Source organism: Nocardia sp. AB354, assembly GCF_049538315.1.
Lineage (GTDB): Bacteria > Actinomycetota > Actinomycetes > Mycobacteriales > Mycobacteriaceae > Nocardia > Nocardia nova.
Map to the genome: position 1 here is coordinate 35,481 of NZ_JBMVFU010000016.1, position 23,095 is coordinate 58,575.

23 protein-coding genes are annotated in these 23,095 nt (G+C 69.0%); 13 read left to right on the top strand and 10 right to left on the bottom strand.

The features are described from left to right. Positions 1-39 precede the first annotated feature (39 nt). From ACPCUW_RS22415 to ACPCUW_RS22425, 3 genes are all read right to left on the bottom strand, one after another. A complete protein-coding gene (locus ACPCUW_RS22415; RefSeq protein ID WP_423426908.1) occupies positions 40-1,974 on the bottom strand; it encodes a UvrD-helicase domain-containing protein in 1,935 nt (644 codons plus the stop codon). 143 nt (positions 1,975-2,117) lie between these two features. Beyond that, positions 2,118-2,915, bottom strand: a complete 798-nt coding sequence (locus tag ACPCUW_RS22420; RefSeq protein WP_423426910.1) for an SDR family NAD(P)-dependent oxidoreductase — start codon at positions 2,913-2,915, stop codon at positions 2,118-2,120. Then, complete coding sequence (locus ACPCUW_RS22425) at positions 2,912-3,388, bottom strand: nuclear transport factor 2 family protein (RefSeq protein ID WP_423426912.1); 477 nt, start codon at positions 3,386-3,388, stop codon at positions 2,912-2,914. The genes ACPCUW_RS22420 and ACPCUW_RS22425 overlap by 4 nt, the downstream gene beginning before the upstream one ends. Positions 3,389-3,676: 288 nt before the next feature. Here ACPCUW_RS22425 and ACPCUW_RS22430 point away from each other — a divergent pair, with 288 nt between their 5' ends. Beyond that, positions 3,677-4,504, top strand: a complete 828-nt coding sequence (locus ACPCUW_RS22430) for an SGNH/GDSL hydrolase family protein (protein WP_423426914.1) — start codon at positions 3,677-3,679, stop codon at positions 4,502-4,504. Between the two features lie 106 nt (positions 4,505-4,610). Then, positions 4,611-5,741: a helix-turn-helix domain-containing protein gene (locus ACPCUW_RS22435; RefSeq protein ID WP_423426915.1), complete on the top strand. Its 1,131-nt coding sequence runs from the start codon at positions 4,611-4,613 to the stop codon at positions 5,739-5,741. A gap of 4 nt (positions 5,742-5,745) precedes the next feature. Here ACPCUW_RS22435 and ACPCUW_RS22440 read toward each other — a convergent pair whose 3' ends face one another. Next, the gene (locus tag ACPCUW_RS22440; RefSeq protein WP_423426917.1) at positions 5,746-6,600 is read right to left on the bottom strand and encodes a TIGR03621 family F420-dependent LLM class oxidoreductase; all 855 of its coding nucleotides are present in this window, start codon (positions 6,598-6,600) and stop codon (positions 5,746-5,748) included. 19 nt (positions 6,601-6,619) lie between these two features. Then, the gene (locus tag ACPCUW_RS22445) at positions 6,620-7,672 is read right to left on the bottom strand and encodes a mechanosensitive ion channel family protein (RefSeq protein ID WP_423426918.1); all 1,053 of its coding nucleotides are present in this window, start codon (positions 7,670-7,672) and stop codon (positions 6,620-6,622) included. 348 nt (positions 7,673-8,020) lie between these two features. On the opposite strand from ACPCUW_RS22445, the gene ACPCUW_RS22450 reads away from it, so the two are divergent. The 3 genes from ACPCUW_RS22450 to ACPCUW_RS22460 all read left to right on the top strand — a co-directional run bounded on the left by ACPCUW_RS22450 (position 8,021) and on the right by ACPCUW_RS22460 (position 9,980). Further along, entirely contained in the window at positions 8,021-8,443 is a 423-nt protein-coding gene (locus tag ACPCUW_RS22450; RefSeq protein ID WP_051755959.1) for a DUF1707 SHOCT-like domain-containing protein, read from the top strand. An 83-nt stretch (positions 8,444-8,526) separates the two neighbouring features. Then, the gene (locus ACPCUW_RS22455) at positions 8,527-9,444 is read left to right on the top strand and encodes a helix-turn-helix domain-containing protein (protein WP_197516726.1); all 918 of its coding nucleotides are present in this window, start codon (positions 8,527-8,529) and stop codon (positions 9,442-9,444) included. A 2-nt stretch (positions 9,445-9,446) separates the two neighbouring features. Continuing rightward, complete coding sequence (locus ACPCUW_RS22460) at positions 9,447-9,980, top strand: dihydrofolate reductase family protein (RefSeq protein WP_063017830.1); 534 nt, start codon at positions 9,447-9,449, stop codon at positions 9,978-9,980. Between the two features lie 27 nt (positions 9,981-10,007). On the opposite strand, the gene ACPCUW_RS22465 is transcribed toward ACPCUW_RS22460, so the two are convergent. The 3 genes from ACPCUW_RS22465 to ACPCUW_RS22475 form a co-directional block, all read right to left on the bottom strand. Beyond that, complete coding sequence (locus ACPCUW_RS22465; RefSeq protein ID WP_423426920.1) at positions 10,008-10,298, bottom strand: hypothetical protein; 291 nt, start codon at positions 10,296-10,298, stop codon at positions 10,008-10,010. Between the two features lie 91 nt (positions 10,299-10,389). Beyond that, positions 10,390-11,202 carry a class I SAM-dependent methyltransferase gene (locus ACPCUW_RS22470; RefSeq protein WP_423426922.1) on the bottom strand — a complete coding sequence of 271 codons (813 nt, stop codon included), beginning with the start codon at positions 11,200-11,202 and terminating at the stop codon, positions 10,390-10,392. A gap of 112 nt (positions 11,203-11,314) precedes the next feature. Continuing rightward, positions 11,315-12,349 carry a ParA family protein gene (locus tag ACPCUW_RS22475; RefSeq protein ID WP_423426924.1) on the bottom strand — a complete coding sequence of 345 codons (1,035 nt, stop codon included), beginning with the start codon at positions 12,347-12,349 and terminating at the stop codon, positions 11,315-11,317. A 183-nt stretch (positions 12,350-12,532) separates the two neighbouring features. On the opposite strand from ACPCUW_RS22475, the gene ACPCUW_RS22480 reads away from it, so the two are divergent. Further along, a complete protein-coding gene (locus ACPCUW_RS22480) occupies positions 12,533-13,195 on the top strand; it encodes a phosphate signaling complex PhoU family protein (RefSeq protein WP_030515320.1) in 663 nt (220 codons plus the stop codon). A gap of 61 nt (positions 13,196-13,256) precedes the next feature. Here ACPCUW_RS22480 and ACPCUW_RS22485 read toward each other — a convergent pair whose 3' ends face one another. Next, positions 13,257-13,487: an RNA 2'-phosphotransferase gene (locus tag ACPCUW_RS22485; RefSeq protein WP_423426926.1), complete on the bottom strand. Its 231-nt coding sequence runs from the start codon at positions 13,485-13,487 to the stop codon at positions 13,257-13,259. Between the two features lie 123 nt (positions 13,488-13,610). Here ACPCUW_RS22485 and ACPCUW_RS22490 point away from each other — a divergent pair, with 123 nt between their 5' ends. Continuing rightward, positions 13,611-15,119, top strand: coding sequence for a leucyl aminopeptidase (locus ACPCUW_RS22490; protein WP_423426928.1), 1,509 nt, complete (start codon positions 13,611-13,613; stop codon positions 15,117-15,119). Positions 15,120-15,310: 191 nt separating this feature from the next. Here ACPCUW_RS22490 and ACPCUW_RS22495 read toward each other — a convergent pair whose 3' ends face one another. Next, entirely contained in the window at positions 15,311-15,661 is a 351-nt protein-coding gene (locus tag ACPCUW_RS22495; protein ID WP_063019567.1) for a hypothetical protein, read from the bottom strand. Between the two features lie 411 nt (positions 15,662-16,072). On the opposite strand from ACPCUW_RS22495, the gene sucB reads away from it, so the two are divergent. The 6 genes from sucB (at position 16,073) to lipA (ending at position 23,004) form a co-directional block, all read left to right on the top strand. Beyond that, positions 16,073-17,917: a 2-oxoglutarate dehydrogenase, E2 component, dihydrolipoamide succinyltransferase gene (sucB, locus tag ACPCUW_RS22500; protein WP_423426930.1), complete on the top strand. Its 1,845-nt coding sequence runs from the start codon at positions 16,073-16,075 to the stop codon at positions 17,915-17,917. Positions 17,918-17,949: 32 nt separating this feature from the next. Beyond that, complete coding sequence (locus ACPCUW_RS22505; protein WP_423426932.1) at positions 17,950-18,849, top strand: TIGR01777 family oxidoreductase; 900 nt, start codon at positions 17,950-17,952, stop codon at positions 18,847-18,849. A gap of 222 nt (positions 18,850-19,071) precedes the next feature. Next, positions 19,072-19,764 carry a 2OG-Fe dioxygenase family protein gene (locus ACPCUW_RS22510; protein ID WP_423427070.1) on the top strand — a complete coding sequence of 231 codons (693 nt, stop codon included), beginning with the start codon at positions 19,072-19,074 and terminating at the stop codon, positions 19,762-19,764. A 4-nt stretch (positions 19,765-19,768) separates the two neighbouring features. Then, positions 19,769-21,322 (top strand): MFS transporter, encoded by a 1,554-nt coding sequence (locus tag ACPCUW_RS22515; protein WP_423426934.1) that lies wholly within the window; start codon positions 19,769-19,771, stop codon positions 21,320-21,322. Positions 21,323-21,367: 45 nt separating this feature from the next. Beyond that, the gene (locus ACPCUW_RS22520) at positions 21,368-21,919 is read left to right on the top strand and encodes a GNAT family N-acetyltransferase (protein ID WP_281207931.1); all 552 of its coding nucleotides are present in this window, start codon (positions 21,368-21,370) and stop codon (positions 21,917-21,919) included. Further along, complete coding sequence (gene lipA / locus ACPCUW_RS22525; RefSeq protein WP_369817514.1) at positions 21,916-23,004, top strand: lipoyl synthase; 1,089 nt, start codon at positions 21,916-21,918, stop codon at positions 23,002-23,004. The genes ACPCUW_RS22520 and lipA overlap by 4 nt, the downstream gene beginning before the upstream one ends. Positions 23,005-23,095 lie beyond the last annotated feature (91 nt).

A 23,095-nucleotide genomic window follows, 5' to 3' on the forward strand; every position in this document is an offset into this window, starting at 1 on the left:
AGGTAACCGATTCAGCTGAGAAAGACCGACTCGTGGGCCTCAATCCCGCATCAGCCCGATCCAGATGTGGTCCCGTGCGCGGGTCAGCGCCACCATGGTCTGCCGTGCCGCCAGCTCCGCCCGGTCGCGCTCGCTGCCGCGCAACCGGTCGACGGGCGTCGTCGGCGCGTCGGTGAGGTGGAACACCGCGGCGAAGTCCATCCCCTTGGCGCGGTGGACGGTTCCCACCTTCACCGCATCGTGCTGGGTGCCGTCGTAGTGTTCGAGGGAGACGGACGGGATCTTCTTGCGGCGCAGTGCTGCTCGGATTCTCTCGGCCTGGCGGTTGGTGTCGGTGATCACGGCGATGTCGGAGTGCGGATATCCGGAAGCGGCCAGGGCGGCGACCACCTTCTCCTCGGCCCGCGACCGGGAGAAGGTCTCCGCGCGGGCCGAACCACCCGCCAGCACGACCTCGCTGTCACGCAGGACGAATCCGGGGGCGCCGTCCAGGTCGTCGACCGTATTCGTCGCGTCGACCCGCTTGGCGTAGTCGTGCACGGCGGCGCGATTGCGGTAGTTGGTGCGCAGCACCGCGCCGCGGCCGACGATCGGGATGCCGGCATCGGAGAGGCGCCAGCCGCCGGGATAGACCTGTTGCTGACCGTCGCCGACCAGCAGCAGCGGTGAGGTCGAGGTGCCGCCGGCGATCTGGTGGACGAGTTTGAGTTCCATCAGGGTGAAGTCCTGAACCTCGTCGACCACCACCAGGTCGTAGGGCGCGTCCAGCGGCGCCGCGCGCAGTTCGTCGATCGCCAGATCGATCACATCGTTGAAATCCACCGTCGCGAGGTCCTGCAGCGCCGCCTGATACGGCAGGTAGAGGTGCGTCCAGACGAGCTCGCGTTGCGGCTTGTCCAGACGCAAGCGGTTTCGGCCCACCCGATCGATCTTCAGGTACAGATCGCGGTCGATGCCCTGGCCCTTGATGACCCGATGCAGTTCGTCCTTCCAATAGCTCGGATTCGGTTCGATGGGTTCGAGGTGGCGGCGGGCGTTGCGCCAGGCGTGATAGAACGCGTTGTCGCCGCTGCCCAGGCGGCAGCCGATATCGCGACTGCGGAGGAAATGAGTGGTCCAGGAGTGGAGCCCGGTGAATTCCACCCGTTCACCCGCGTGCGGGGCGAGGCGCCGGAATCCCGATTCGTGATAGGTCGGCAGCGTTCGCACGAAACTGGTGAAGAGCTGCCGCCCGGCGCCTTCCTTGGACAACCGCGCCATGCGGTGCAGGGCGACGACGGTCTTTCCGGTTCCGGCGGGACCGCTGAATCTCGCGGGCCCGTTGTAGTTGCGGTAGACGAGGTCGAGTTGGGCCGGATCGAGGAATGTCATCCATTCGCTGAACGGTCGCTTCAACGCCCGCGCTCGTTCTTCTTCCCGCAGCGTCGTCGCGTCGAAAAGCCCTTCGGCGGGTACGGTTTCGGGCCCGGCGCCGCTGTCGGCGGACAGCAGCGCGAACCAGGTGTTGCGTTCGGCGACAGTCATCGCGATCTGCCGGGCGCTGCGGCTGGACAGGCTCGCTTCGGCGAACAGCCGCGCGGCAATGGTCGTCGGGTCGACCGCGACGTAGCGGGCCTCGGCCGGAGTGTCGGCCGCCTCGTCCATCAGCAGCAATACCTCGATCATATGCGGCACGTACCGGGTGCGGCCGGCGGTGAGATTCGCGAACGTCTCCTCCGCACGCCAGCGGATCCGGCGTAGTTCCGCGGCGGCCGGCACCACGTCGGTGCGGACCAGAGCGAAGACACCGCCCGGGCCGACGGCGTAGGCGTCGAAGCGATCCGAACGGCTGTTCTCGCGTTCCACGAGCACATGCCAGCCGTTGCGCATCAGCGGCACCGACAGGAATCGCCGCCAGGCCGGCGTGAGGACGGTCAGTTCGCCGAGCTGTTGCGCCACCCGCTGACGCCGCCGCTCGAAATGAATATCGGGCATCTCGGACCCCCTTGCCGGCGTAGCCGGGCGGGTCCTTCGGTGGAGCCGCCACACCCCTGGCTACCAAAACCTCTGTCTATCAAGGTATTACATTGCACAAGGGAGCGCAGAGGATATGGTGCGGCGAATGTCGGCGGGAGCGGTTACACCGGCTGATCGCGTTCGGCGGCATCGAGATCCGGCGCCCACGCGACGCCGTTGATGTGACTGCCGCCGTCGACGAACAAGGTGTTCCCGGTGAGATAACGCGATCCGTCGGAGGCGAGGAAGACCACCACGGGCGCGATGTCGTCGTACGGATCTCCGATGCGTCCCATCGGGTTCGCCGCGTCCGCCATCGCTTCCATCTCGGGATGTTCCCCCAGGACGCGCTGGAAGCTGCGACTCTTGGCGGCCGGGCAGACCGCGTTCACCGTGACGCCGGTGGGAGCCCATTCGCGGGCGGCGGTGCGGGTCAGGGCGCGCAATGCCTCTTTCGCGGCGTTGTATTCGAGCGAACCCATATGAGCGTTGACGCCGTTGAGGCTGCACATGTTGACGACTCGCCCCCACCCACGGCTCTGCATATACGGAAACGCGGCGCGCATCGCCCAGAACGGCCCGTAGTAGCCGAGGGCGATGCCGTGGGCGAGTTGTTCGTCGGACTTGTTCTCGACGCGGCCGATCGTTCCGCCGCCCCAGGCGTTGTTGACCAGGATTTCGATGGATCCGTAGTCGGAAATCGCTGTCCCTACCGCGTTTTCGACGTCGGCGCGTTCGCGGATGTCGGCCGCGACGAACCGGCCGCCGATCTCGTCGGCAACCGCGCGACCCGATATCTCGTCGAGGTCGGTGATCACCACCCGTGCGCCTTCGTCGGCGAAGCGGCGGGCGATTCCGGCTCCGATGCCGGCGGCGGCACCCGTCACCAGGGCGACCTTGCCGGCGAGTTGGCCGCTCATCGCGCCACCCCTTCGATTCCGGCGGTCAGCAGATCGCGGGCCGCGGGATCGCCGTCGACCGTGCGGGTGGTGCGGGCGGTGATCTGCCAGCGGCCGTCGATCCGGCGCAGGGTGAAGTGGTTGGCGCCGGTGCGGGCCACGACGTTGCGGCCGTTGTGCTGGACCACGAGGATCGATTCGCAGACCGCGACCGCGTCGTCACCGTCGACGGTGGCCACCGCCGGACCGTGGAAATGCAGGCAGCCACGCTCGATCAGGCCCTGATGAGCCTCGGAGGCGACCATGGCGGCGACATCGGCGCGACCGCGCATCTGCCAGTCCTCGACGTCGTAGGTGCCGTCGGCGGACCACAGGTCGGCGGCGGCGACGTTGCCCGCGTCGACCAGCGGGCCGTACGAGGCGATCAACCGCTCGATCGCGCGTTCGTCCTCGACGCGGGCGAGACGTCGGTGCAGGTCGGCCAATTCGGTCACGGCGAGATCCTTCCGATGGGCAGGCGGCCGGACATCGCCGCGACGTCGGCGGTCCGGTCCACTCGCATCGAGTAATAGCGCGGACCACGCAGAGGTGGTGGCACCGTTCCGCCCATCGGGACCGGATCCGCACCGGCTGATCGGTTCCGGTGGCACGGATCACCACGATTCGGACGCCCTGATTCGACCGGACCGCACCGATGTAGCCTGTCCAGCCGGTGGCGGTGGCGGCCTCGGGCCCGTCACGCCGCTTCCCGCATCACCCTCTTCACGTCTCGGAGGTCTGCCATGACGACGTTGTCCTCGCCGCGTCCGGACGATCCGGCGGCATCGCCGAACCGCTACGAGCGCTTCGTCGCGTTGGGCGACAGCCAGACCGAGGGGCTGTGGGACGGTGACGACGGCAGCGGCTTGCGCGGCTGGGCCGATCGGCTGGCCGAGCGCCTGGTTCAGGACAATCCGGAGATCCGGTACGCGAATCTGGCGGTGCGTGGTCGCCGCCTCGCCGAGATCCGCGACGAACAGCTCGACGCCGCTCTGGCGATGGAACCGGATCTGGTCGGCATCTGCGCGGGCATGAACGACGTCACGGCGCCCGGCACCGATCTCGTGGCCGCACTGGACCTGATGGAGGAGCTGTACGCGAAGCTGACCGCCTGCGGCGCAACGGTTGTGACGACGACCTTCCCGGACGTGCGCCGGATCGTGCCACTGGCCGCCCGCTACATCGGACCCCGCGTCGACCTGATCAACGATCGAATTCGCCTGTGCGCGAGCCGATACGGACTGCGCCTGGTGGATCTGTTCGGGGCTGCCTCGATGGTCGATCTGCGCATGTGGAGCCCGGACCGGCTGCACGGCTCCGAACTGGGCCACGAACGGTTCGCACTGGCCGCCGCGGAGGCACTCGGCCTCGACGGCGCCGACCACAGCTGGGCCCATCCGCCGGACGGCTCCGAGCGGTTCCGCGCGGCCGGCGCGGGCGGCGAACTCGCCTGGGTCGCAGCGACATTGCGTCCGTGGGTCTGGCGGCGGCTGCGCGGCGTGTCGACCGGTGCGGGCCGACCGGCGAAACGCCCGGAATTGCTGCCGGTCACGCCCGGCGGAATGCCCTGAGAAGCCGGACAATTCGCCGCGGCCGAGTTTGTCCGCTTCGCCGGAAACCGAATTTTTCCTCGGGTCGGATCACCCGCAGCCCCCGTCGATGCGGTAAACAATTCGGGTGGACAGTGACGGTCGACAGGACCGACGCGGGCTGAAACTCCTCACCGACCGCAGCGCCGAGCCGGACGGATTCGTCGCGTCGGCATTCGAGCCGATCCGGCTGACCCAGGCGCGTCGCTGGGCCGAACTGTCCGTCGCCGAACTCGCGGACGCGGCAGGTCTGTCCGCCGCGGTCGTCGAACAGTACGAGATCGGCGCCGTGCAGCCCGATCCGGACGTTCCGGCCGATCTGGCCCGGGTCTTGAAGGTCCCCGTCGAGTACTTCGCCACCGGGCGCCCGATGTGCCGGATCGACGCCGCGGACGTGCATTTCGACGATCCCGGTTCCGCGTCGGCGTCGGATCGCGCGAAGGCGGTGGTGTTCGCGGAGTACATCTGGGAGTTGGCGTACACGCTGGGCTGCCGGATGCGGTTTCCGGCGCTCGACCTGCCCGCCCTCGAGCAGGGACTATCACCCGCCGACGCCGCGCGCCTGCTTCGCGACCACTGGGGAATCGCTCCGGGCCCGCTGGCGCATCTTGGCGCGACCCTCGAGTCGCGCGGCATCGTGGTGGCTCTGGCGCCGGCGACGAGCGCGGCCATGGCCCGGGTCGGCACCTACGCCACGCACACCTGGGGCCGCTCGCTGATCGTCGTGGCCGCACGGCATACGCAATGCGTGTACGGCTACCGGTTCGCCTGTGCGCGCGCACTCGGTCATCTGCTGCTGCACCCCTGCCCGCTGCCGGGAGATCGAACTCAGGCGCTGGAGGCCGACCGGTTCGCCGCCGAACTGCTCGTTCCCGCCGAGGAGATGGACCGGCTGTGTCCGTCGCCGATTCACTTCCCCAGCCCGGCGGCGCTCGCGCGCCAGTGGGGTGTGCCGACCGAGGTGATCAGGCGGATCGTGCGGGACCGGACGCCTCGGATGCGCAGCATCGAAGCGACCCGGACCCTGCACCACGACCGCGAGCCGGTCGCCGAATATCCCGGCGAGGGCCCCGGCCTGCTCGCGGAGGCCGTGGTGCGCGCGCACAACGCGGGGTTCGGGCGTACCGAACTCACCGACGAATTGCGGTGGAACTCATGGCTTCTCGCGGAAGTCCTCGGCGAGGCGCAGATCGGCCCGCACCTGTCGGTCGTGCACTAGCGGCTCAGCCCCGCACTTCCCGCATCACCTTCGCGAACCCCTCCATCGCCGGCTCCAGCACGGTGACATAGGAAAAGCCGTACCGTTCCCGGCGTTCACGCATCTGATCGGCCATCTCGGCGGGCGTGCCGATCAGCAGGGTCGGCGCGTCCAGGACCTCGTCGACGCTCAAATGATCCATCTGCGCGGCGATCTCGGTGGCGGCGGCCTTGCGGTCGGTCGTTTCGACGACCTGCTGGACGAGGATGTTGAATTCCGGATCGCGGTCGTACTCGGTGACGAAACGCCGTGCCGCGGCGACGCGTTCGTCGACCGTCTCGGCACTGGACAGGCGCATCGAGCCGTCGGTGGCGCCGGGGACGGGTTCGCCGCCGGTGAAGGCGATGATGTCGGCGTGGCGGGCGGCCAGCCGCAGCATGCGGTTACCGCTGCCGCCCAGCAGGATGGTGGGCCGCGGTTCGGGCAGCAGCCGATGGAGTTCGGTCAGGGTCTTCTCGAGGTGGTCGACCCGGGTTCGGGGGGTGCCGAATTCGATCCCGGCTTCCTCGAACTCGTCTCGCACGTAACCGGTTCCGAGACCGAGTTCGAGCCGGCCGCCGGTGAGCTGGGCGGTGCTCACCACGTCGCGGGCCAGCAGGACCGGGTTCCAGAACGCGGCGTTCAGGACGAAGGTGCCCACTCGCGGGCGTTCGGCGGCCTGCGCGGCGGCGAGCACCGACGGGAAGGGCGCCGGAAGTTCCAGGTGGTCGGGGACCAGCAGCACGTCGTAGCCGAGGGATTCGGCCCGTCGACATTTGGCGGCCCACTCGTCGGCCGACCCGGGGCTGAGGAAATTGACTCCGAAGCGGAATTCGCGCACCCCACGACTCTATAGACGGCTACTCGGCCATCGCATGGTCGCGTTCGACCACGCTGGTCGGCACCTTCGGCAGCGCGCTCGGATGCTCGGTACGCAGCCAGGCCAGCAGTTCCTCGCGCACCGCGCAGCGCAGCGTCCACACGTCGTCGGCGTTGCGGGCCGACATGGAGGCGCGCACCTGGATGCCGAAGGGGGTGCTGTCGGTGACCAGCAGATTCCAGCTGCGGCCGTCCCAATCGTCACGGGTGCGCAGATAGTCGCGCAGATGTTCGCGTAGTTCGGCGACCGGCGTGCTGGTGTCCAGATAGAGGAAGACCGTGCCGGTAATCTGCGGGCCGCCCTTGGACCAGTTCTCGTACGGTTTCGAATTGAAGTACGAGACCGGCATGGTGAGCCGGCGGTCGTCCCAGATGCGGACCGTGAGGAACGACAGCGTGATCTCCTCCACCGTGCCCCACTCCCCCTCGACCACGACGGTGTCGCCGATCTTCACCGAATCACCGAACGCGATCTGCAGGCCCGCCACGAGATTGCCCAGCGTCGACTGCGCGGCGACACCGGCGATCACGCCGATGATGCCTGCCGAGGCCAGCAGCGAGGTCCCGAGGGTCCGCAGATTCGGGAACAACAGCAGGATCGCGACCGCGGCGGTGGTGATCGCCAGCACCGTGGTGATGATGCGCCGGACCAGGGTCAGCTGCGTATGCAGCCGCCGCACCTTGGCGATGTCGAGGGTGCGGTGCGCGTACTTGTCCAGCGTATTCTCGGCGACCGCGTCGACGGCGCGCATCACCACCCAGGCGGCGGACAGGATCGCCACCGCGGCGAGGATGTTGAGCACGACGGCGTCGTGGCGCAGGTGGATCTCTGCCAGCGGATAGGTGAAATGCAGGGCGATCGTCGCCAGAAACACCTGCAACGGCAAGTGGACGCGACGCAGTAGACCGGGCAGTCGGTTAGCGGGATGCTTCTGCGCGGCGTGATTCAACAGGCGGTCGACCACCGCGCCGAGTGCGATGGTGACCGCGAGCGTCGCGGCGAAGACCACCAGCGGTCGAAGTACCTCCTCCAAGGCTTCCAACTCCTTGCGATGGCTGTATCTCGGGCTTGCTGTCTCTCGGGTTTCCAGCCACGCTACCGAGCGAAGCCGGAGGTCGCCGCCGCTCGTAGCTGTGCGAAATCCGACACTTTCGCGACCTGCGCCGACGCGGTGAATAGTGTTTCACCGCAAGGCTTCCGGGTATTTTCCTCGCTCCTCCGGGGATCGCTCCAGGCCGACACGCACCGCATGCGCCGGACGATACGCGCCGGCTCCGTCGCGGGGCGTAGCCGTGGATACGCCCGCGGGCGCAGGCACGATTCCCCGAACCGTCCTACGCTGGGTGCATCGTGATTTCGTTCTCCCGGTGAGGCGGTTGCCATGACCGATTTCGACCCCGCGGTGTTCGGGTCGCCGAGCGTCCGCGTCGGCACGGCCGAACGTGAACAGGCCGCGGCCGCGCTCGGCGACCATTTCGCGGCCGGGCGCCTCGAGCTCGACGAATACGACGAGCGCGTGAGCCGCGCCTATGCCGCGAAAACGGCCGCCGACCTGATCGTCCTGTTCGCCGACCTGCCGCGTCCGCAACCAGCCCCGCCGGCCCGTCCGCAGCGCGAGCAGCGGCGGCCACGACCGATGTTCCCGGTCCTGCTGCTGGCCGCCGTGGTGGTCGGGGTGGTGATCGTCGCCACCACACATATGATTCCGTTCTTCGTCTTCCCGGCGCTGTTTTTCCTGTTCATCCACCACCGCCGCGGATACGGCCCGCCCGGATACGGCCCCCGGCGGCACTACCGGGTGTGAACGCACGGCACGGAGCCGGTTCGCGCGGACATGCGCAAGATCGGTCAAGCGCGAGATAACCCGCGCCGACCACACTGAACGGTGTGACGACCGGACGTGACCGATTACGGGAACTGCTCGATTCCGTTCTCGACGAGAACAACACCACGCTCAGCGCGATGGCGCAGGGGGCCTTCGTCTCGCCCTATCACTTCTCCCGGCAATTCTCGCGCGGCACCGGCGAGTCGCCGGTGGCGATGCGGCGGCGGGTGCTGCTGGAACGCGCCGCCTGGCAGTTGAGTGGTGGGGCGGCGGTGACGGACGTGGCCTTCGCCGCCGGATACGACTCGGTCGAGGGGTTCAGCCGGGCCTACAGCCGCGCCTACGGACATCCGCCCAGCGCTACGCCGGCCGCATCCCGCACCCGTTGGCTTCCCGCGGTGAACGGGATCCATTTCCATCCGCCGATGTCGCTGTGGGTGGAGGGCGAACCGAAAGGCAGACACGATATGGATCCGACGTCGCTGCTGCTGCACCACGACGTGGAGGACACGCGCGAACTCCTCGACAGGGCGAAGAGCCTGGACGACGATCGGTACCGGCGGCAGCGTTCGACGGCGGCGGTGCTGTCGTGGGACGGACCGGACGCATCCATCGCGACCGTCCTCGCGACCCTGGTGTGGACCAAACAGGTGTGGCTGGCCTCGATCGAAGGCACCGATCAACCCGACCGCGGCTGCGACGACCTCCCCGAGCTGACGCGGCGATTCGAGCAGGTGGTGCCGCGATGGCTGGATACCGTCCGCGACATCGACCGCCGCGGCGGCTGGGACGACACCCTGATCGACGCCCTGTGCGAGCCGCCGGAGAGTTTCGTCCTCGGCTCCGTGATCGCCCACGTTCTCACCTATTCGGCCTACCGGCGACTGCTGGTACGCCAATGGATCGACAGCGAATTTCCTGATCAGACAACAGAACACGACAACGGCGACCCGATCATGTGGTTGCGCAAGAGAGGATGACCATGCCCCGCACCGTCTACTACACCGCCACCACCCTGGACGGATTCATCGCCACACCGGACCATCGGCTGGACTGGCTGGTGACCCGGCAGGTCGACAACAAGGGACCGATGGGTTATGACACGTTCATCGCCGATATCGGCGCCATCGCCATGGGCGCCAACACCTATCGGTGGATCCTCGACAATCATCCCGATATGGAATGGCCGTACGCGATGCCCGCGTGGGTCCTCACCCACCGCGACTTCGACCCGCGCACCGACGGGGCCGACGTGCGGTACACCCAGCAGCCGGTCACCGTCGTGCACAAGGAGATGACCGAGGCCGCGGCGGGCAAGAGCATCTGGATCGTCGGCGGCGGCGAGCTGGCGGGGCAGTTCGCCGACCACGGTTTGCTGGACGAGGTGTGTGTATCGATCGCGCCGATCACGCTCGGGGCGGGACAGCCGCTGCTGCCCCGCCGAGTCGAGCTGAAGCTCACCGAACTGGCCCAGAACGGCGAATTCGCCTGCGCCCGTTACACTCTCGTCCGCTAGCCGCGACCGCGCTCGAGGCCGTTCGCGTCAGGCGCCGGGCGGCGGAGGCAAGGGACGGCCGTCGGGGCCGGTCGGCGGCGGGCACGGCTGACCGTCGGCGCCGGTGGGCGGGGGCAGCGGCTTGCCGTCCACACCCCGCGGCGGCGGCAGCGGGCGACCGTCCGGGCCGATCGGCGGCGGCGGGCAGCCGTTCTGCGCGGCCGACGGTTCGAGCGCCTGATGCTGTACCGGTGCGAGCGGAGCCGCCGCCTGCGCGGCCGTCAGGCCGAAGCCCGCGATCGCGGCGGAGGCGAGAAGTGCGGCAGTAGTGCGAATCATGCCGATTCCTTGTCTCGAAAGGTGTTGTCCGTCATGGGTTTGGACGCTCCCGAGACGCGGCGGTTCCACGGAACCGGAGATGTGAGTCAGCTCACAGTCGGGCGGCGGTGAGGACCATGGTGGCGTACGGCATCGTGAAGCCGCCGCCCATCGCGTCGATGGCCGCGCCGACGCCGGCGAGCACCTGATCCACCACCTCCGCCGGAGCTCGCGTCAGCGTGCCCTGGGTGGGCATCTGGTCCAGCCACTCGTCGCGGGTGTAGCGACGCTCCCAATCGAAGCGCCACCGCTGCACCTCGCCGAATCCGCCGGCATCGCGAATCCCGTCGGCGGAGTTGACGAGTATCGGCTCGTAGGGATCCACTGCCCGGTCGGGGTGGGCCGGCGGACGGAACGGCGAATCCGGGAGCAGCCGGCGGTAGACCTCGGCGAAGGCCTCGGCCACGGCGGGCGGCAACTCGAAGACGTGCCAGAACAACGCCAGCAGACCGGTGGGACGCAATGCCTGTGCCGCCGTGCGCGCACCCTCGATCGGATCGATCCAATGCCACGCGGTCCCGGACACCACGGCGTCGAAGACGCGCCCGGCCGGATCCCACTCCTCGAACCGGGCCACCTCCGCGTCCAGACTGCCACGGCGCGCGAAGTCGGCCATCCGGGCATCGGGTTCGACACCCAGCACGGCGCATCCCGCGGCCCGGAACTGCCGCGCTTCGATGCCGGTTCCGCAGCCGGCGTTCAGGTAGCTGCGGCCCGGGCTCGCGGCGACGATGCGGTCGATCATGGCTTGCGGATACGGCGGGCGGGTGCGGTCGTAGCGGGCCGGATCGGTGCCGAAGGATTCGCCGGTCGACCGGCGCTGGTCGGGCGTGATCGCCGGTGCGGGCGGTTCGGTGGAGGACATGCGCCCACGCTAGGACCCGCCGGCGCGATCGTCAACCAGAAGTTGACGAAGAGAGGATTGTCAATGTGTGATTGACGTGAACTCGCGGGTTCCGGCTCGTTGCCTGCGCTGCTCACCGTCCCCACGCGAGGGTTATTCGCGTCGTCGCCAGAAAATCCGCGGTCAGTTCGCGCAGGGCCAGGAACTGCCCGCCCGTCCCGTATTTCCTGCGCAGACTGCCGAAGTCGGTGAACGCGGCCGCGGCGGCGATCTGATTGGAGTCGGGGATGCGGGTCGGGAACAGCCGCGGCAGCGTGCGATTGGCCTGCAGGATCTCCAGGGTGGTGCGGTGGACCGCCGAGGAACGCCGGTACTTGGTGACCACGACCCCGAGCTCCTCCAGCGGGTCGCCCCAGCGCGCGGCGAGGTGGCGCAGATGCGCCTGCACCGGCGGAATTCCGTAGGTGGACATGATGTCCGGGATGGTGGGGATCATGTACCCGTCGGACAGCCGCAGACCGTTCTGGGTGATCGGGCCGAGATTCGGCGGGCAGTCGACGAGGACGTAGTCGTAGTCCTCGAGCACCCCCGACAGCGCCCGGGCCAGCACCGTGGTGGGCTCGCCGTGGCGCAGTGCGGGCATCTCGTCCTGCAGCGCAATCAGTTTCGGCGAGGCGGGCAGCAGATCGACGGTGGTGACGGCGTGCATGGGCGACACCTCGTGCTGGATCAGCGGGCGCACATCGGGCGCGGGCCGCCCGGCCAGCGCGGCGGCGAAGATCGCGGCCAGGGTCTGGCCGGCGGAATCCAGTTCCACCGAGCGGTTTTCGCCGACCATCATCGCGGTGAGATTGGCCTGCGGATCCAGATCGATCAGCAGGACTCGCTTGTCGAATTCGGCGGACAGAATTTCGGCCAGCGCGGCGGTGGTGGTGGTCTTGCCCACCCCGCCCTTCAAGTTGAAGGTCGCCACCACGTACGGGCGCGAGCGGCCCGGCGTGCGCTCGTTCTCCCAGATCCGTTGCGGCCGTTCCAGCCGCAGCACCCGGCCGGCCCGGGTACGGCCCAGCCAATCGAAACCGTCCTCGTCGCCCGTCGCCGCGTTCGCCGGCTGCGCGGCGTCGACCGGACCCACGACCTCGACCGATTCCGTGCGCTGTCCGGACATTGTCTCGCTTCGTAACTCCACCAGCCCGAGAGCCTCCATTCGCACAACCGTCGGCACGGTGCGCTACACCTTAATGATCGACACGCGCTGCGGCACTGCGCGACACCGGCCCGCGAGGCGGATATTCGACGACTTTTCCTGCGATATTGCACGTTCGGCGCGGTGGGCGGCGAAGATACCAGAGTGCGAACGAAATTCTCCTCCGAACTCGCGGCGCTCACCGAAGAGCTCGCTCATATGGCTCGGTTGGCACACGAGGCGGCCGAACGCGCCGCGGTGGCGATCGAGAACGCCGATCTGACCGCTGCCTACGAGGTGTTCGCGCTGGAGGAGAGAATCCAGGCCGAGCACGCCAAATGCGAGGACCGGTCGGTGATTCTGCTCGCCCTGGAGGCGCCGGTCGCGCGGGATCTGCGCAATGTGGTGACCGCCATCCAGATCGCGGAGGATCTGTCCGGCATCGCGGGCGGGCTCAGCCGGGTGGCCGACGGTGTGGTGCGGAAGTTCCCGGAACCCGTGGCGCCCGAGGACATCACGCATCAACTCTCGGCGATGGCCGCGGCGCTGGTCGACCTCACCGCGGCGGCCATCGCGGTGATCTCGGCCCAGCAGGTGGAACCGGACACCACGCTGATCCCGCCGGATCCGGCGATCGAGCAGCTCCAGCAGCAACTGCTGCGGGCGGTCGCCGACGACGGCTGGCAGCACGGCAATGCGATGGCGGTCGAAACGGCCCTGCTGGCACACCATTTCGAGCGCTGCGCCGCACACTGCGTGCGGATCGGGCGGCTGATCCGGTTCTTCCACACCGGGGTACCGCTGTCGGCGCAGACCGACGAGGAGTGAGCCGAACTCACACCCGGGCGGGAGCGCGTAAGACCCGAGGCAGTCCCCGACTATTTCCCACTCAGCCCGCAGAGTCTCTCGGCGAGAGATACGCCGGCAGGACCGCATTCACCAACCAGACTCCATTGCCGGTGCGGTAGAACGACTGCCCGTCGCGATGCATCCGCCCGGCCGCGACGTCGAAGACCACCGGGCGCCCGTGCCTACCGCCCACCGCGCGTGCGGTTTCCAGATCCGCCGACAGGTGAACCGCATGCCGGCGCATCGGACGCATGCCACCGCGAACCGGCACCAGCGAATTCCGTCCGGCGGGCTCCCGTCGTGCTCGGTGGCGGCCTCCGTGGTCACGCGCACCACCGTCTCCGACCGCGTCGCTCCCCCAAGGCGCTCCGAGCCTACCCAGTAACCTGGGCGCATGACAGCTGTTGCAGATCGTTCACTCGGCCCGGAACTGGCACGTACCGAGAGCATCGGCCCCGACACCGATGTCCTCGTGGTCGGACTTCTGTCCACCGACGACGGGCCCGTGATCGCCGCGGCCGACGTTTTCGACGGGGTGCTCGATGCCGGCACCCGGGAGCAGTTGCTGGCCTCGCTGCTGGCCGTCGGCGCGAAGGGCAAGGCCGAGGAGCTGACCCGGATCCCGGCCCCGGACGGGCTCGGCGCGACCAGTGTGCTCGCGGTCGGACTCGGCGGACAGGACGCGCTGGATGCCGAGCAGATCCGCAAATCCGCCGGTGTGGCCGCCCGCTCGCTCGCCGGCACCGCCACGGCCGTCACCACGCTGTCCGGACTGGATCTGGGCGCCGCCGCCGAGGGCTTCTACCTCGGCGCCTACACCTTCACCACGTTCAAGTCCGACAAGTCCGCGCCCAAGCCGGCCGAACAACCGCTGCAGCGGGTCGAATTCCTGGTTCCCACAGCCGATTCCGGCGAAGAGGAACTGTTCCGCGCCCAGGCCGTCGCCGAGGCGGTCGCGACCGCGCGCGATTTCGTCAACACTCCCCCGAACGCGCTCTTCCCGGCCGAATTCGCCGAGCGCGCAGCCGAATTGGCGCGGGCGGCCGGACTCGAGGTGGAGATCCTCGACGAGAAGCAGTTGGAGGCGGCCGGTTACGGCGGCATCGTCGGCGTCGGCAAGGGCTCCTCGCGCCCGCCGCGGCTGATCCGCATCACCTACTCCGGCGGGGACACGAAGGTCGCCCTGATCGGTAAGGGCATCACCTTCGACACCGGCGGCATCTCGATCAAGCCGGCGGCCAATATGGAAAATATGACCTCCGATATGGGTGGCGCCGCGGCGGTCATCGCGACCACCCTGGTGGCGGCGCGGCTCGGGCTCCCCATCACGGTCACCGCGACGGTGCCGATGGCCGAGAACATGCCCTCGGCAACCGCGCAGCGTCCGGGTGATGTGCTCACCCAATACGGCGGCACCACGATCGAGGTCATCAACACCGACGCCGAGGGCCGGCTGATCCTGGCCGACGCGATCGTGCGGGCGGGCGAGGACGATCCGGACTACCTGATCGACGTCGCGACGCTGACCGGCGCGCAGATGGTCGCACTCGGCACCCGCACCCCCGGCGTGATGGGCACCGAGGAGTTCCGCGACCGGGTCGCGCGGCTGTCGCAGGAGGTCGGCGAGAACGGCTGGCCGATGCCGCTGCCCAGCGAATTGCGCGCCGACCTGAATTCGAAGGTCGCCGATATGGCCAACGTGTCCCCGCACCGCTGGGGCGGCATGCTGGTCGCCGGAACCTATCTCAAGGAATTCGTGCCCGAGGGTGTGCAGTGGGCGCATCTGGACGTGGCGGGTCCGGCCTACAACACCGGCGGGCCGTTCGGCTACATCGGCAAGGGCGGCACCGGCGTTCCTGTGCGCACGCTGGTCGCCGTGTTGACCGATATCGCGGGCGAATAAGCGGCGCAAGGGCATTCGAGAACCCGGCGGCACGCTCGGACGTGGTCGTCCGGGGTCTCGGTCGGCGTGTGACCATCACCCCGGGTAACTCCACGAGTGATTTCGGCTCAGACATCAGCGCGTCCCCGCGGCCCTTGCGACGGGGCGCCGCTCCCCGCTGGATCAACTTGCGGATATCTGTCCGCGGACGCTTACTCCGCGGACAGATCCCGCAGATCGGCCTCCAGCGCGCGCTTACGCTCGATGCGTTTGCGGGCGTCGTAGTCGCGCATGCGCTGCGGGTAACCGGTGCGGCCCACGTCGTAGACGGGAATCCCCAGGCGGGTCGACAATTGGCGTGCGCCGCGCTCGCCCACGACCCGGCGCGTCCATTCCCCATCGGCGGCGATAAGTATCGCTGTGACATCGGTCACTGTCGTCTTGGGTTCGATATACGCCTCGACGCCCACGTGGGTGCGCACCCAGTCGGCCAGATACCGGATATCGGAGGCGTCGGCGCCTCTACCCGCGCGGCCGCCGCGGAAACGATCGAGCAACCCCACGGCCGCCTACCTCCTGTTCGCGTGTCGGGTGCGTGCGCTCCCGATCCATCGATAGTGCCAGCTGTCGGGCATTTCGGGCGGATGCCCAGGTCCGCCGCGGACACCGTGTCCCGACCCGGCGGTTTCGCGCGGGGTGTCGAATCAGACACGCCGAGCCCGACGATCGTCATCGAGGCAGCTCTCCGCAGCGGCACGGATGCTGCGATGTCGCCATGGGCCCGCCGACCGCCCGCCCTGTGGTACGTATCGCAACGGCGAGTGCAAGGATGGAGAACCGGAACAAGAACCGCACGGATCTCCGGTGCCACAGGAATGTTCGGTGGCAGTCGGGTGCTCGCCGCGACCGCGGCGCGCCCCCGCCGAGAGACGAACTGTTGTGAACCCGTCGAGCAGTTAGAGGAGTCAACGGACATGGCCTTCTCCGTCCAGATGCCAGCTCTTGGTGAGAGCGTCACCGAGGGCACTGTGACCAGGTGGCTGAAGCAGGAAGGAGACACGGTCGAGGTCGACGAGCCCCTGCTCGAAGTGTCCACCGACAAGGTCGACACCGAAATCCCGTCCCCCGCAGCGGGTGTACTCACCAAGATCGTGGCCCAGGAAGACGACGTCGTCGAGGTCGGCGGCGAACTGGGCGTGATCGGCGATGCCGGTGAGGAATCCGCGCCGGCGCCCGCCCCTGCCCAGGAAGCACCTGCGCAGCAGGCACCCGCGGAATCCGCGCCCGCGCAGGAAGCGCCCGCCCAGCAGGCCCCCGCGCAGGAGGCTCCCGCGCAGCAGCCCGCGCCCGCCGCACAGTCCGGCGGCGCCGCCGACGGCACCCCGGTGAAGATGCCGGAACTCGGCGAATCCGTCACCGAGGGCACCGTCACCCGCTGGCTCAAGCAGGTCGGTGACCAGGTCGAGGTCGACGAGCCGCTGCTCGAGGTCTCCACCGACAAGGTCGACACCGAAATCCCCTCGCCGGTGGCAGGCACGCTGCTCGAGATCAGCGCGAACGAGGACGACGTGGTGTCGGTCGGCGGTCAGCTCGGCGTGATCGGCAGCGGTTCGCCCGCCGCCGCGCAGTCCGCGCCCGCCCCGGCTCCGGCGCCCGCCCCGGCTCCGGCGCCCGCCCAGCAGCAGGCACCCGCCCAGGAAGCGCCCGCCCAGCAGGCCCCCGCACAGCAGGCACCGCAGCAGGCTCCGGCCCAGCAGCAGGCACCCCAGCAGGCTCCGGCCGAGCAGGAAGCGCCCGCGCAGCAGGCGCCCGCGCAGCAGGCTCCCGCGCAGCAAGCTCCGGCCCAGGCCGCGCCGTCGACCGCGTCCGGCAACGGCGAATCCCCCTACGTCACCCCGCTGGTCCGCAAGCTGGCTCAGGAGAACAACGTCGATCTGTCGACGCTGAAGGGTTCCGGCGTCGGCGGCCGCATCCGTAAGCAGGACGTGCTCGCGGCGGCGGAGGCCACCAAGGCTCCGGCCGCTCCGCAGCCCGCCGCCGCTCCGGCCGCCGCTGCCGCGCCGTCGGCTCCGGCCGGCGCCCGTCCGCAGCTGCAGGCACTGCGCGGCACGGTCCAGAAGGCCAACCGCATCCGGCAGATCACCGCCACCAAAACCCGCGAATCGCTGCAGACCACCGCGCAGCTGACCCAGACCCACGAGGTCGACGTCACCAAGATCGCGGCGCTGCGGGCCAAGGCCAAGAGCGCATTCGCCGACCGCGAGGGCGTCAACCTGACGTTCCTGCCGTTCTTCGCGAAGGCCGCCGTGGAGGCGCTGGGCGTGCACCCCAACGTCAACGCCTCCTACAACGAGGACACCAAGGAGATCACCTACCACTCCTCGGTGCACCTGGGCATCGCGGTCGACACCGAGCAGGGTCTGCTGTCGCCGATCATCCACAACGCCAGCGACCTGTCGCTGGCCGGACTGGCCCGCGCGATCGCCGATATCGCCAACCGCGCCCGCACCGGTGGCCTCAAGCCCGACGAGCTGGCCGGCGGCACGTTCACGATCACCAACATCGGCAGCCAGGGCGCCCTGTTCGACACCCCGATCCTGGTTCCGCCGCAGGCGGCGATGCTGGGCACGGGTGCGATCGTCAAGCGCCCGATCGTCATCTCCGACAACGGCAGCGAGTTCATCGGCATCCGCTCGATGTGCTACCTGCCGCTGACCTACGATCATCGCCTCATCGACGGCGCCGACGCCGGCCGCTTCCTGACCACCATCAGGCACCGGCTGGAGGAGGCCGCGTTCGAGGCCGATCTCGGTCTGTAAACAGCTGGGCGACACGACGATTCGGTGACGACATGAAGGTTGTGATCGCCGGTTCGTCCGGACTCGTCGGGACGGCGCTGGTCGCCGCGCTGCGTCGAGACGGGCACGAGGTGGCTCGCCTGGTGCGCCGTCCCGCCGCGGCCGAGGACGAGTTCAGCTGGGATCCGGTGCGGGCACAGGTGCCCGCACCGGCCCTGAGAGCGGCGGATGCCGTGGTCAACCTCTGCGGCGCCGGACTCGGCGCGCGGCGCTGGAACGGCAGCTACAAGCAGCAGTTGCGCGACAGCCGCATCGGCCCGACCGATGTGCTGGCCACCGCGGTCGCCGCCGCCGGAGTGCCGACGCTGGTGAACGCCAGCGGCGTGCATTTCTACGGCGGCGACACCGGCGACCGGGTGATCACCGAATCCGATTCCGCCGGAACGGGTTTCCTGGCGACGCTGTGCCTTGACTGGGAGGCCGCCACCCAGCCCGCGGTCGACGCCGGGGTGCGGGTGGTGCAGGTGCGCAGCGCGGTGGTGCTCTCGCGTCACGGCGGCATGCTCGCCCTGCTGCGGCCGCTGTATTCGATCGGACTGGGCGGGCGCCTCGGCAGCGGGCGTCAGTATCAGCCGTGGATCTCACTCGACGACGAGGTCGCCGGCATCTCGTTCGTGCTCACGAATCCGTCGGTGCGCGGACCGGTCAACATGGTCGGCCCGGCGCCGGTGACCAATGCCGAATTCAATCGGGCGCTGGCGCGGGCGCTGCATCGTCCGGCTCCGTTCATCGTGCCCGCCGTCGCATTACAGGCCGCGGTCGGCGAACTGGCCCAGGAGGCGATCCTGCGCGGCCCGCGCGCGATTCCCACCGTGCTCGAGGAGGCGGGCTACACCTTCCGCCACGAAACCATCGGGCAGGCGCTGGCCTCGGTGATCGGCGACAACCGCTGATCGACCACGGTCCGCGCTGGTGTTCTCCGGCCACGCCGCCGTAGGCTCGAATGGCGTAATCGGCTCGGTCGCTGTCCGGCGCCTCGTCGGAAGTCGCACAACGCAAGGCGGACAGCGGGTCATCGCGCGAAGAAGGTGACCGGTGTGGCACAGACGGCTCCCCAGGCTTCTCCTGGGCCGCGGACGCGCTCGCCTCTCGTCCCGGCGGCGGCCCGGCAGGCCCTGCTGCGCGATGGTGTCCACCTCGTGCCCGCCGCCGTCACCACGTCGTGGCTCGGCGTGGACGAACGAGCATGGGCCCGTTTCCACGCCCACTGGGACGCGCTGCGCCCGGACGAGTACGCCTCCGAGCGGGGAACCCGCAGACTGCGGCGCTACGGCCTGTTCTCCTTCTCGGCGGCGACCGGGCAGTTCCGTCGGCTCCCGCAGGAATACTTCGTGCAGCCGGAGGCCACCAATCCGCTCTATGTCGGCAGGGACCGCATCTTCGAGCCCCTGACGGATTCGTTCGTCGCCGCGCCGGTTTTCCGCGCTGTGCTGCGGCTGCTCGGGCGATTCGCGACGACGCTGGACGACCCGCCGGAGTGGACCGTGAAGGTGCACCCCTTCCGAGTCGTCGCCGCCGCGGACGCGCGGGGGCTGCCCACGCCGGAGGGCCGGCACCGCGACGGTGTCACGCTGGTCGCGTCGCTGCTGGTCGGTCGGCGAAACGCCACCGGCGGGGTGAGTTCGGTCTTCGACACCGACGGCAGGCAGTTGGTGACGGCGACGCTCGGCGAGCCCGGAGATCTGCTGCTGGGCGACGACCGCCGCACTCTGCACAGCGTGTCGCCCCTGTCTCCGGTGGATCCGAGCCGGGCGGCCTACCGCGATGTCCTGGTCGTGACGTTCGCCCCGGAACCGCACAGGAGGTGAGGCGATGGCACCGCCACGGTCAGCGACGGATACGAAGATCCTGCCGATCGTCGTCGGACTGGCCTTCGCCTTCACCATCACGGTGGTGGACCCGCTGGTGCTCAACCTCAACCTGCCGCAGGTGAGCCGCGCTCTCCACGTTCCGCCGCATCTGATCGGGCTCTTGGGTGGAACCGCGACGCTGGTGATGGCCGCCGCGGTCCTCGCCGCGGGCAACCTCGGCGACGCGTTCGGACTGGAGCGGCTGCTCACGCTGGGGCTGATCGTCGTCACGGTCGCCGACCTGTTGTCCTTCTTCTCGCCCGGTTTCGGCTTCCTGCTGGCGATGCGGGCTCTGGCCGGACTCGGCATGGCCGCGCTGCTGGGCGGGCCCCTGGCCCTGCTGAAAACGTCGGTGCCGGAGAGCAGGCGGGCGGCGGCCATCGGCATGCTCATGGGCGTCGAGATGGTCCTGTGTGGTGTCACCCCCGCGCTCACGGGCTGGGTGGTCACCACCGCCGGCTGGCGGTTCCTGTTCCTGCTCACTCCGCTGCTGGCCGCGGTCTCGCTCGTACTGACCGTGCGCTATGTGCCGGAGGCTGCTCGCACCGAGCGCCGACGGCTCGACGTCGGCGGGATCAGCCTGTTCGGGATGACACTGACGACACTGGTCATCGGCCTGGCGGCAGCGCAGAACGGGATCACCCGCCCACAGACCTGGCTGACTCTGGCGATCAGCGCCACCGCCGCCCTGCTCTTCGTCCGACACGAACGCCGGGCACGCGAGCCCGCACTGGACCTGGCCCTGTTCCGCAGCTCCGGATTCTGTCTGGCGTTGACGGCGGCCCTCACGCTGAACCTGCTCGCCGCCGGGCTGGGTTTCGTCCTCGGGCAATTCGGCAGTACGGTGCTGGCCTTGTCGCCCGAAGCCATCGGCCTGCTGTATCTGCCCGGCACCCTGCTGATCGCCGGCGCCGTCGTCTTCGCGGGCCGCGTGGTCGGAAAGACCACTCCGTGGCCGGTGATGGTCGCGGGCCTGCTGCTGCTGGCGGCGAGCGGATTCGTGCTGGCAGCCACCGCGAGCCCCACGATGGCGCTGTGGCTGCTGGTAGCGGTCGTCTGGCTGGGCAACCTGGGATCTCTGGTCACCTCGGTCTCGGTGTCGGAGGCGGTTCTCGCCGAAGCGCCGCCCGGGCACTCCGGCACGGTCGCCTCCACCCAGCTGGCGTTCGGCATGATCGGCTGCGCGTTCGGGCCCACCGTCTATCTGCTGCTGTTCCAGTTCTTCTTCCGGCAGGCATGGTCGGCCGACGCCGAGGCACGCGGCATGGCGGTGACGCGGGCCGAACAGGCCGTCGACGCGGTACGCAGCGGCATGGCGCTCAGTCCGGGCACTACCTACGATCCGAATCTGCTGCGGCAGACCAGCGGACTGGAGTTGGGACTCGACGTCGCCGGCGGGTTGCGGCTGACCATGTCGACCGTCAGCGTCCTACCGCTCGTGGTCGCGATGGTGACCTGTCTGCTACCCCTGCGCCGAAGTCGCAGAGATAGACGCCCGTCGCCCCCACGCGTGTGACCGAGTCGGCTCGCCGCCACCGTTGGTTGCCGATAGTTTGAGGCGGTGACCGATATCCAGTCGGGTGGACCGCGCATTCGCGATGCCGAGGAACGCGACATCCCCACGATCCTCGCCATCCACAACGACGCCGTGGCCGAGACGACCGCCATCTGGGACACCAACCCGGTCGACCTCGACGATCGCCTGCGCTGGTGGCGCGACCGGGTGGCCGCCGGATACCCGGTGCTCGTCGCCATCATCGACGGTCAGGTGGCCGGCTATGCCAGCTACGCGCAGTGGCGGCCCAAATCCGGTTATCGGTACTGCGTGGAGAATTCGGTGTACGTCTCGGAGCGGTTCCAGCGCCGCGGCGCGGCGACCGCGCTGCTGACGGCACTGCTGGGACGGGCCGAGGAGTCCGGGCGGGTGCACACCGTGATCGCGGCGATCGAAACATCCAACAAGACCTCGATTCTGCTGCACGAGAAGTTCGGCTTCCGGATCGTCGGCCAGCTGCCCGAAGTGGGGCACAAGTTCGGCGGCTGGATGGATCTGACCTTGATGCAGCGCACGCTGCCGGGCCCGATTTCGGCGGGCGTAGAGTCGTTCGAGTGACCTCCGTCGACACCCCGACATCGAACAGCGGCACGGCACACACCGCCGCGCCGGCCACTTCGTCCCCCGATTCCCTGGTACGGGAATCAGGCGGTCGCAAATTGCTCCGCATCGAGGCCCGCAACGCGCAGACCCCGATCGAACGCAAGCCGAAGTGGATCCGCACCCGCGCCACCATGGGCCCCGAGTACTCCGAACTCAAGGGCCTGGTCAAACGCGAAGGGCTGCACACGGTCTGCGAGGAAGCGGGCTGTCCCAACATCTTCGAATGCTGGGAGGACCGCGAGGCCACCTTCCTCATCGGCGGCGAACAGTGCACCCGGCGCTGCGATTTCTGCCAGATCGACACCGGTAAGCCCGCCGCGCTCGACCGCGACGAACCGCGCCGGGTGGCCGAGAGCGTGCAGGCGATGGGCCTGCGGTACTCGACGATCACCGGCGTCGCGCGCGACGACCTCGAAGACGGCGGCGCCTGGCTGTACGCCGAAACCGTGCGCGCCATCAAGCGACTCAACCCGCATACCGGCGTGGAGTTGCTGATCCCCGATTTCAACGCCGATCCCGATCAGCTGGCCGAGGTGTTCTCCTCGCGGCCGGAGGTGCTGGCGCACAACGTGGAGACCGTGCCGCGCATCTTCAAGCGGATCCGCCCGGCATTCCGCTACGAACGGTCGCTGGCGGTGCTGACCGCGGCCCGCGAGGCCGGTCTGGTCACCAAGTCGAATCTGATCCTCGGTATGGGTGAGACGCCCGAAGAGGTCACCCAGGCGATGCGTGATCTGCACGAGGCCGGCTGCGACATCCTCACCATCACCCAGTACCTGCGGCCCTCGCCGCGCCACCATCCGGTGGACCGCTGGGTGAAGCCGGAGGAATTCGTCGAACATTCCCGCGTCGCAACCGAACTCGGCTTCGCCGGCGTGATGGCCGGGCCGCTGGTGCGCTCCTCCTACCGCGCCGGCCGGTTGTACGCGCAGGCGATGGCGCATCACGGACGGGAGATCGCACCGGAGATGGCGCATCTGGCCCAGGAGGGCTCGGCGAGCCAGGAGGCGAGTTCGGTGCTCGCCCGATTCGGCAGCTGAACGACCCCCAGCCACCCCGCAGCGACCGGCCGAATTCCCGTTCGGCCGGTCGTTCGTTGCATACGGGGTGCGGATTCACCACGGATGGGGT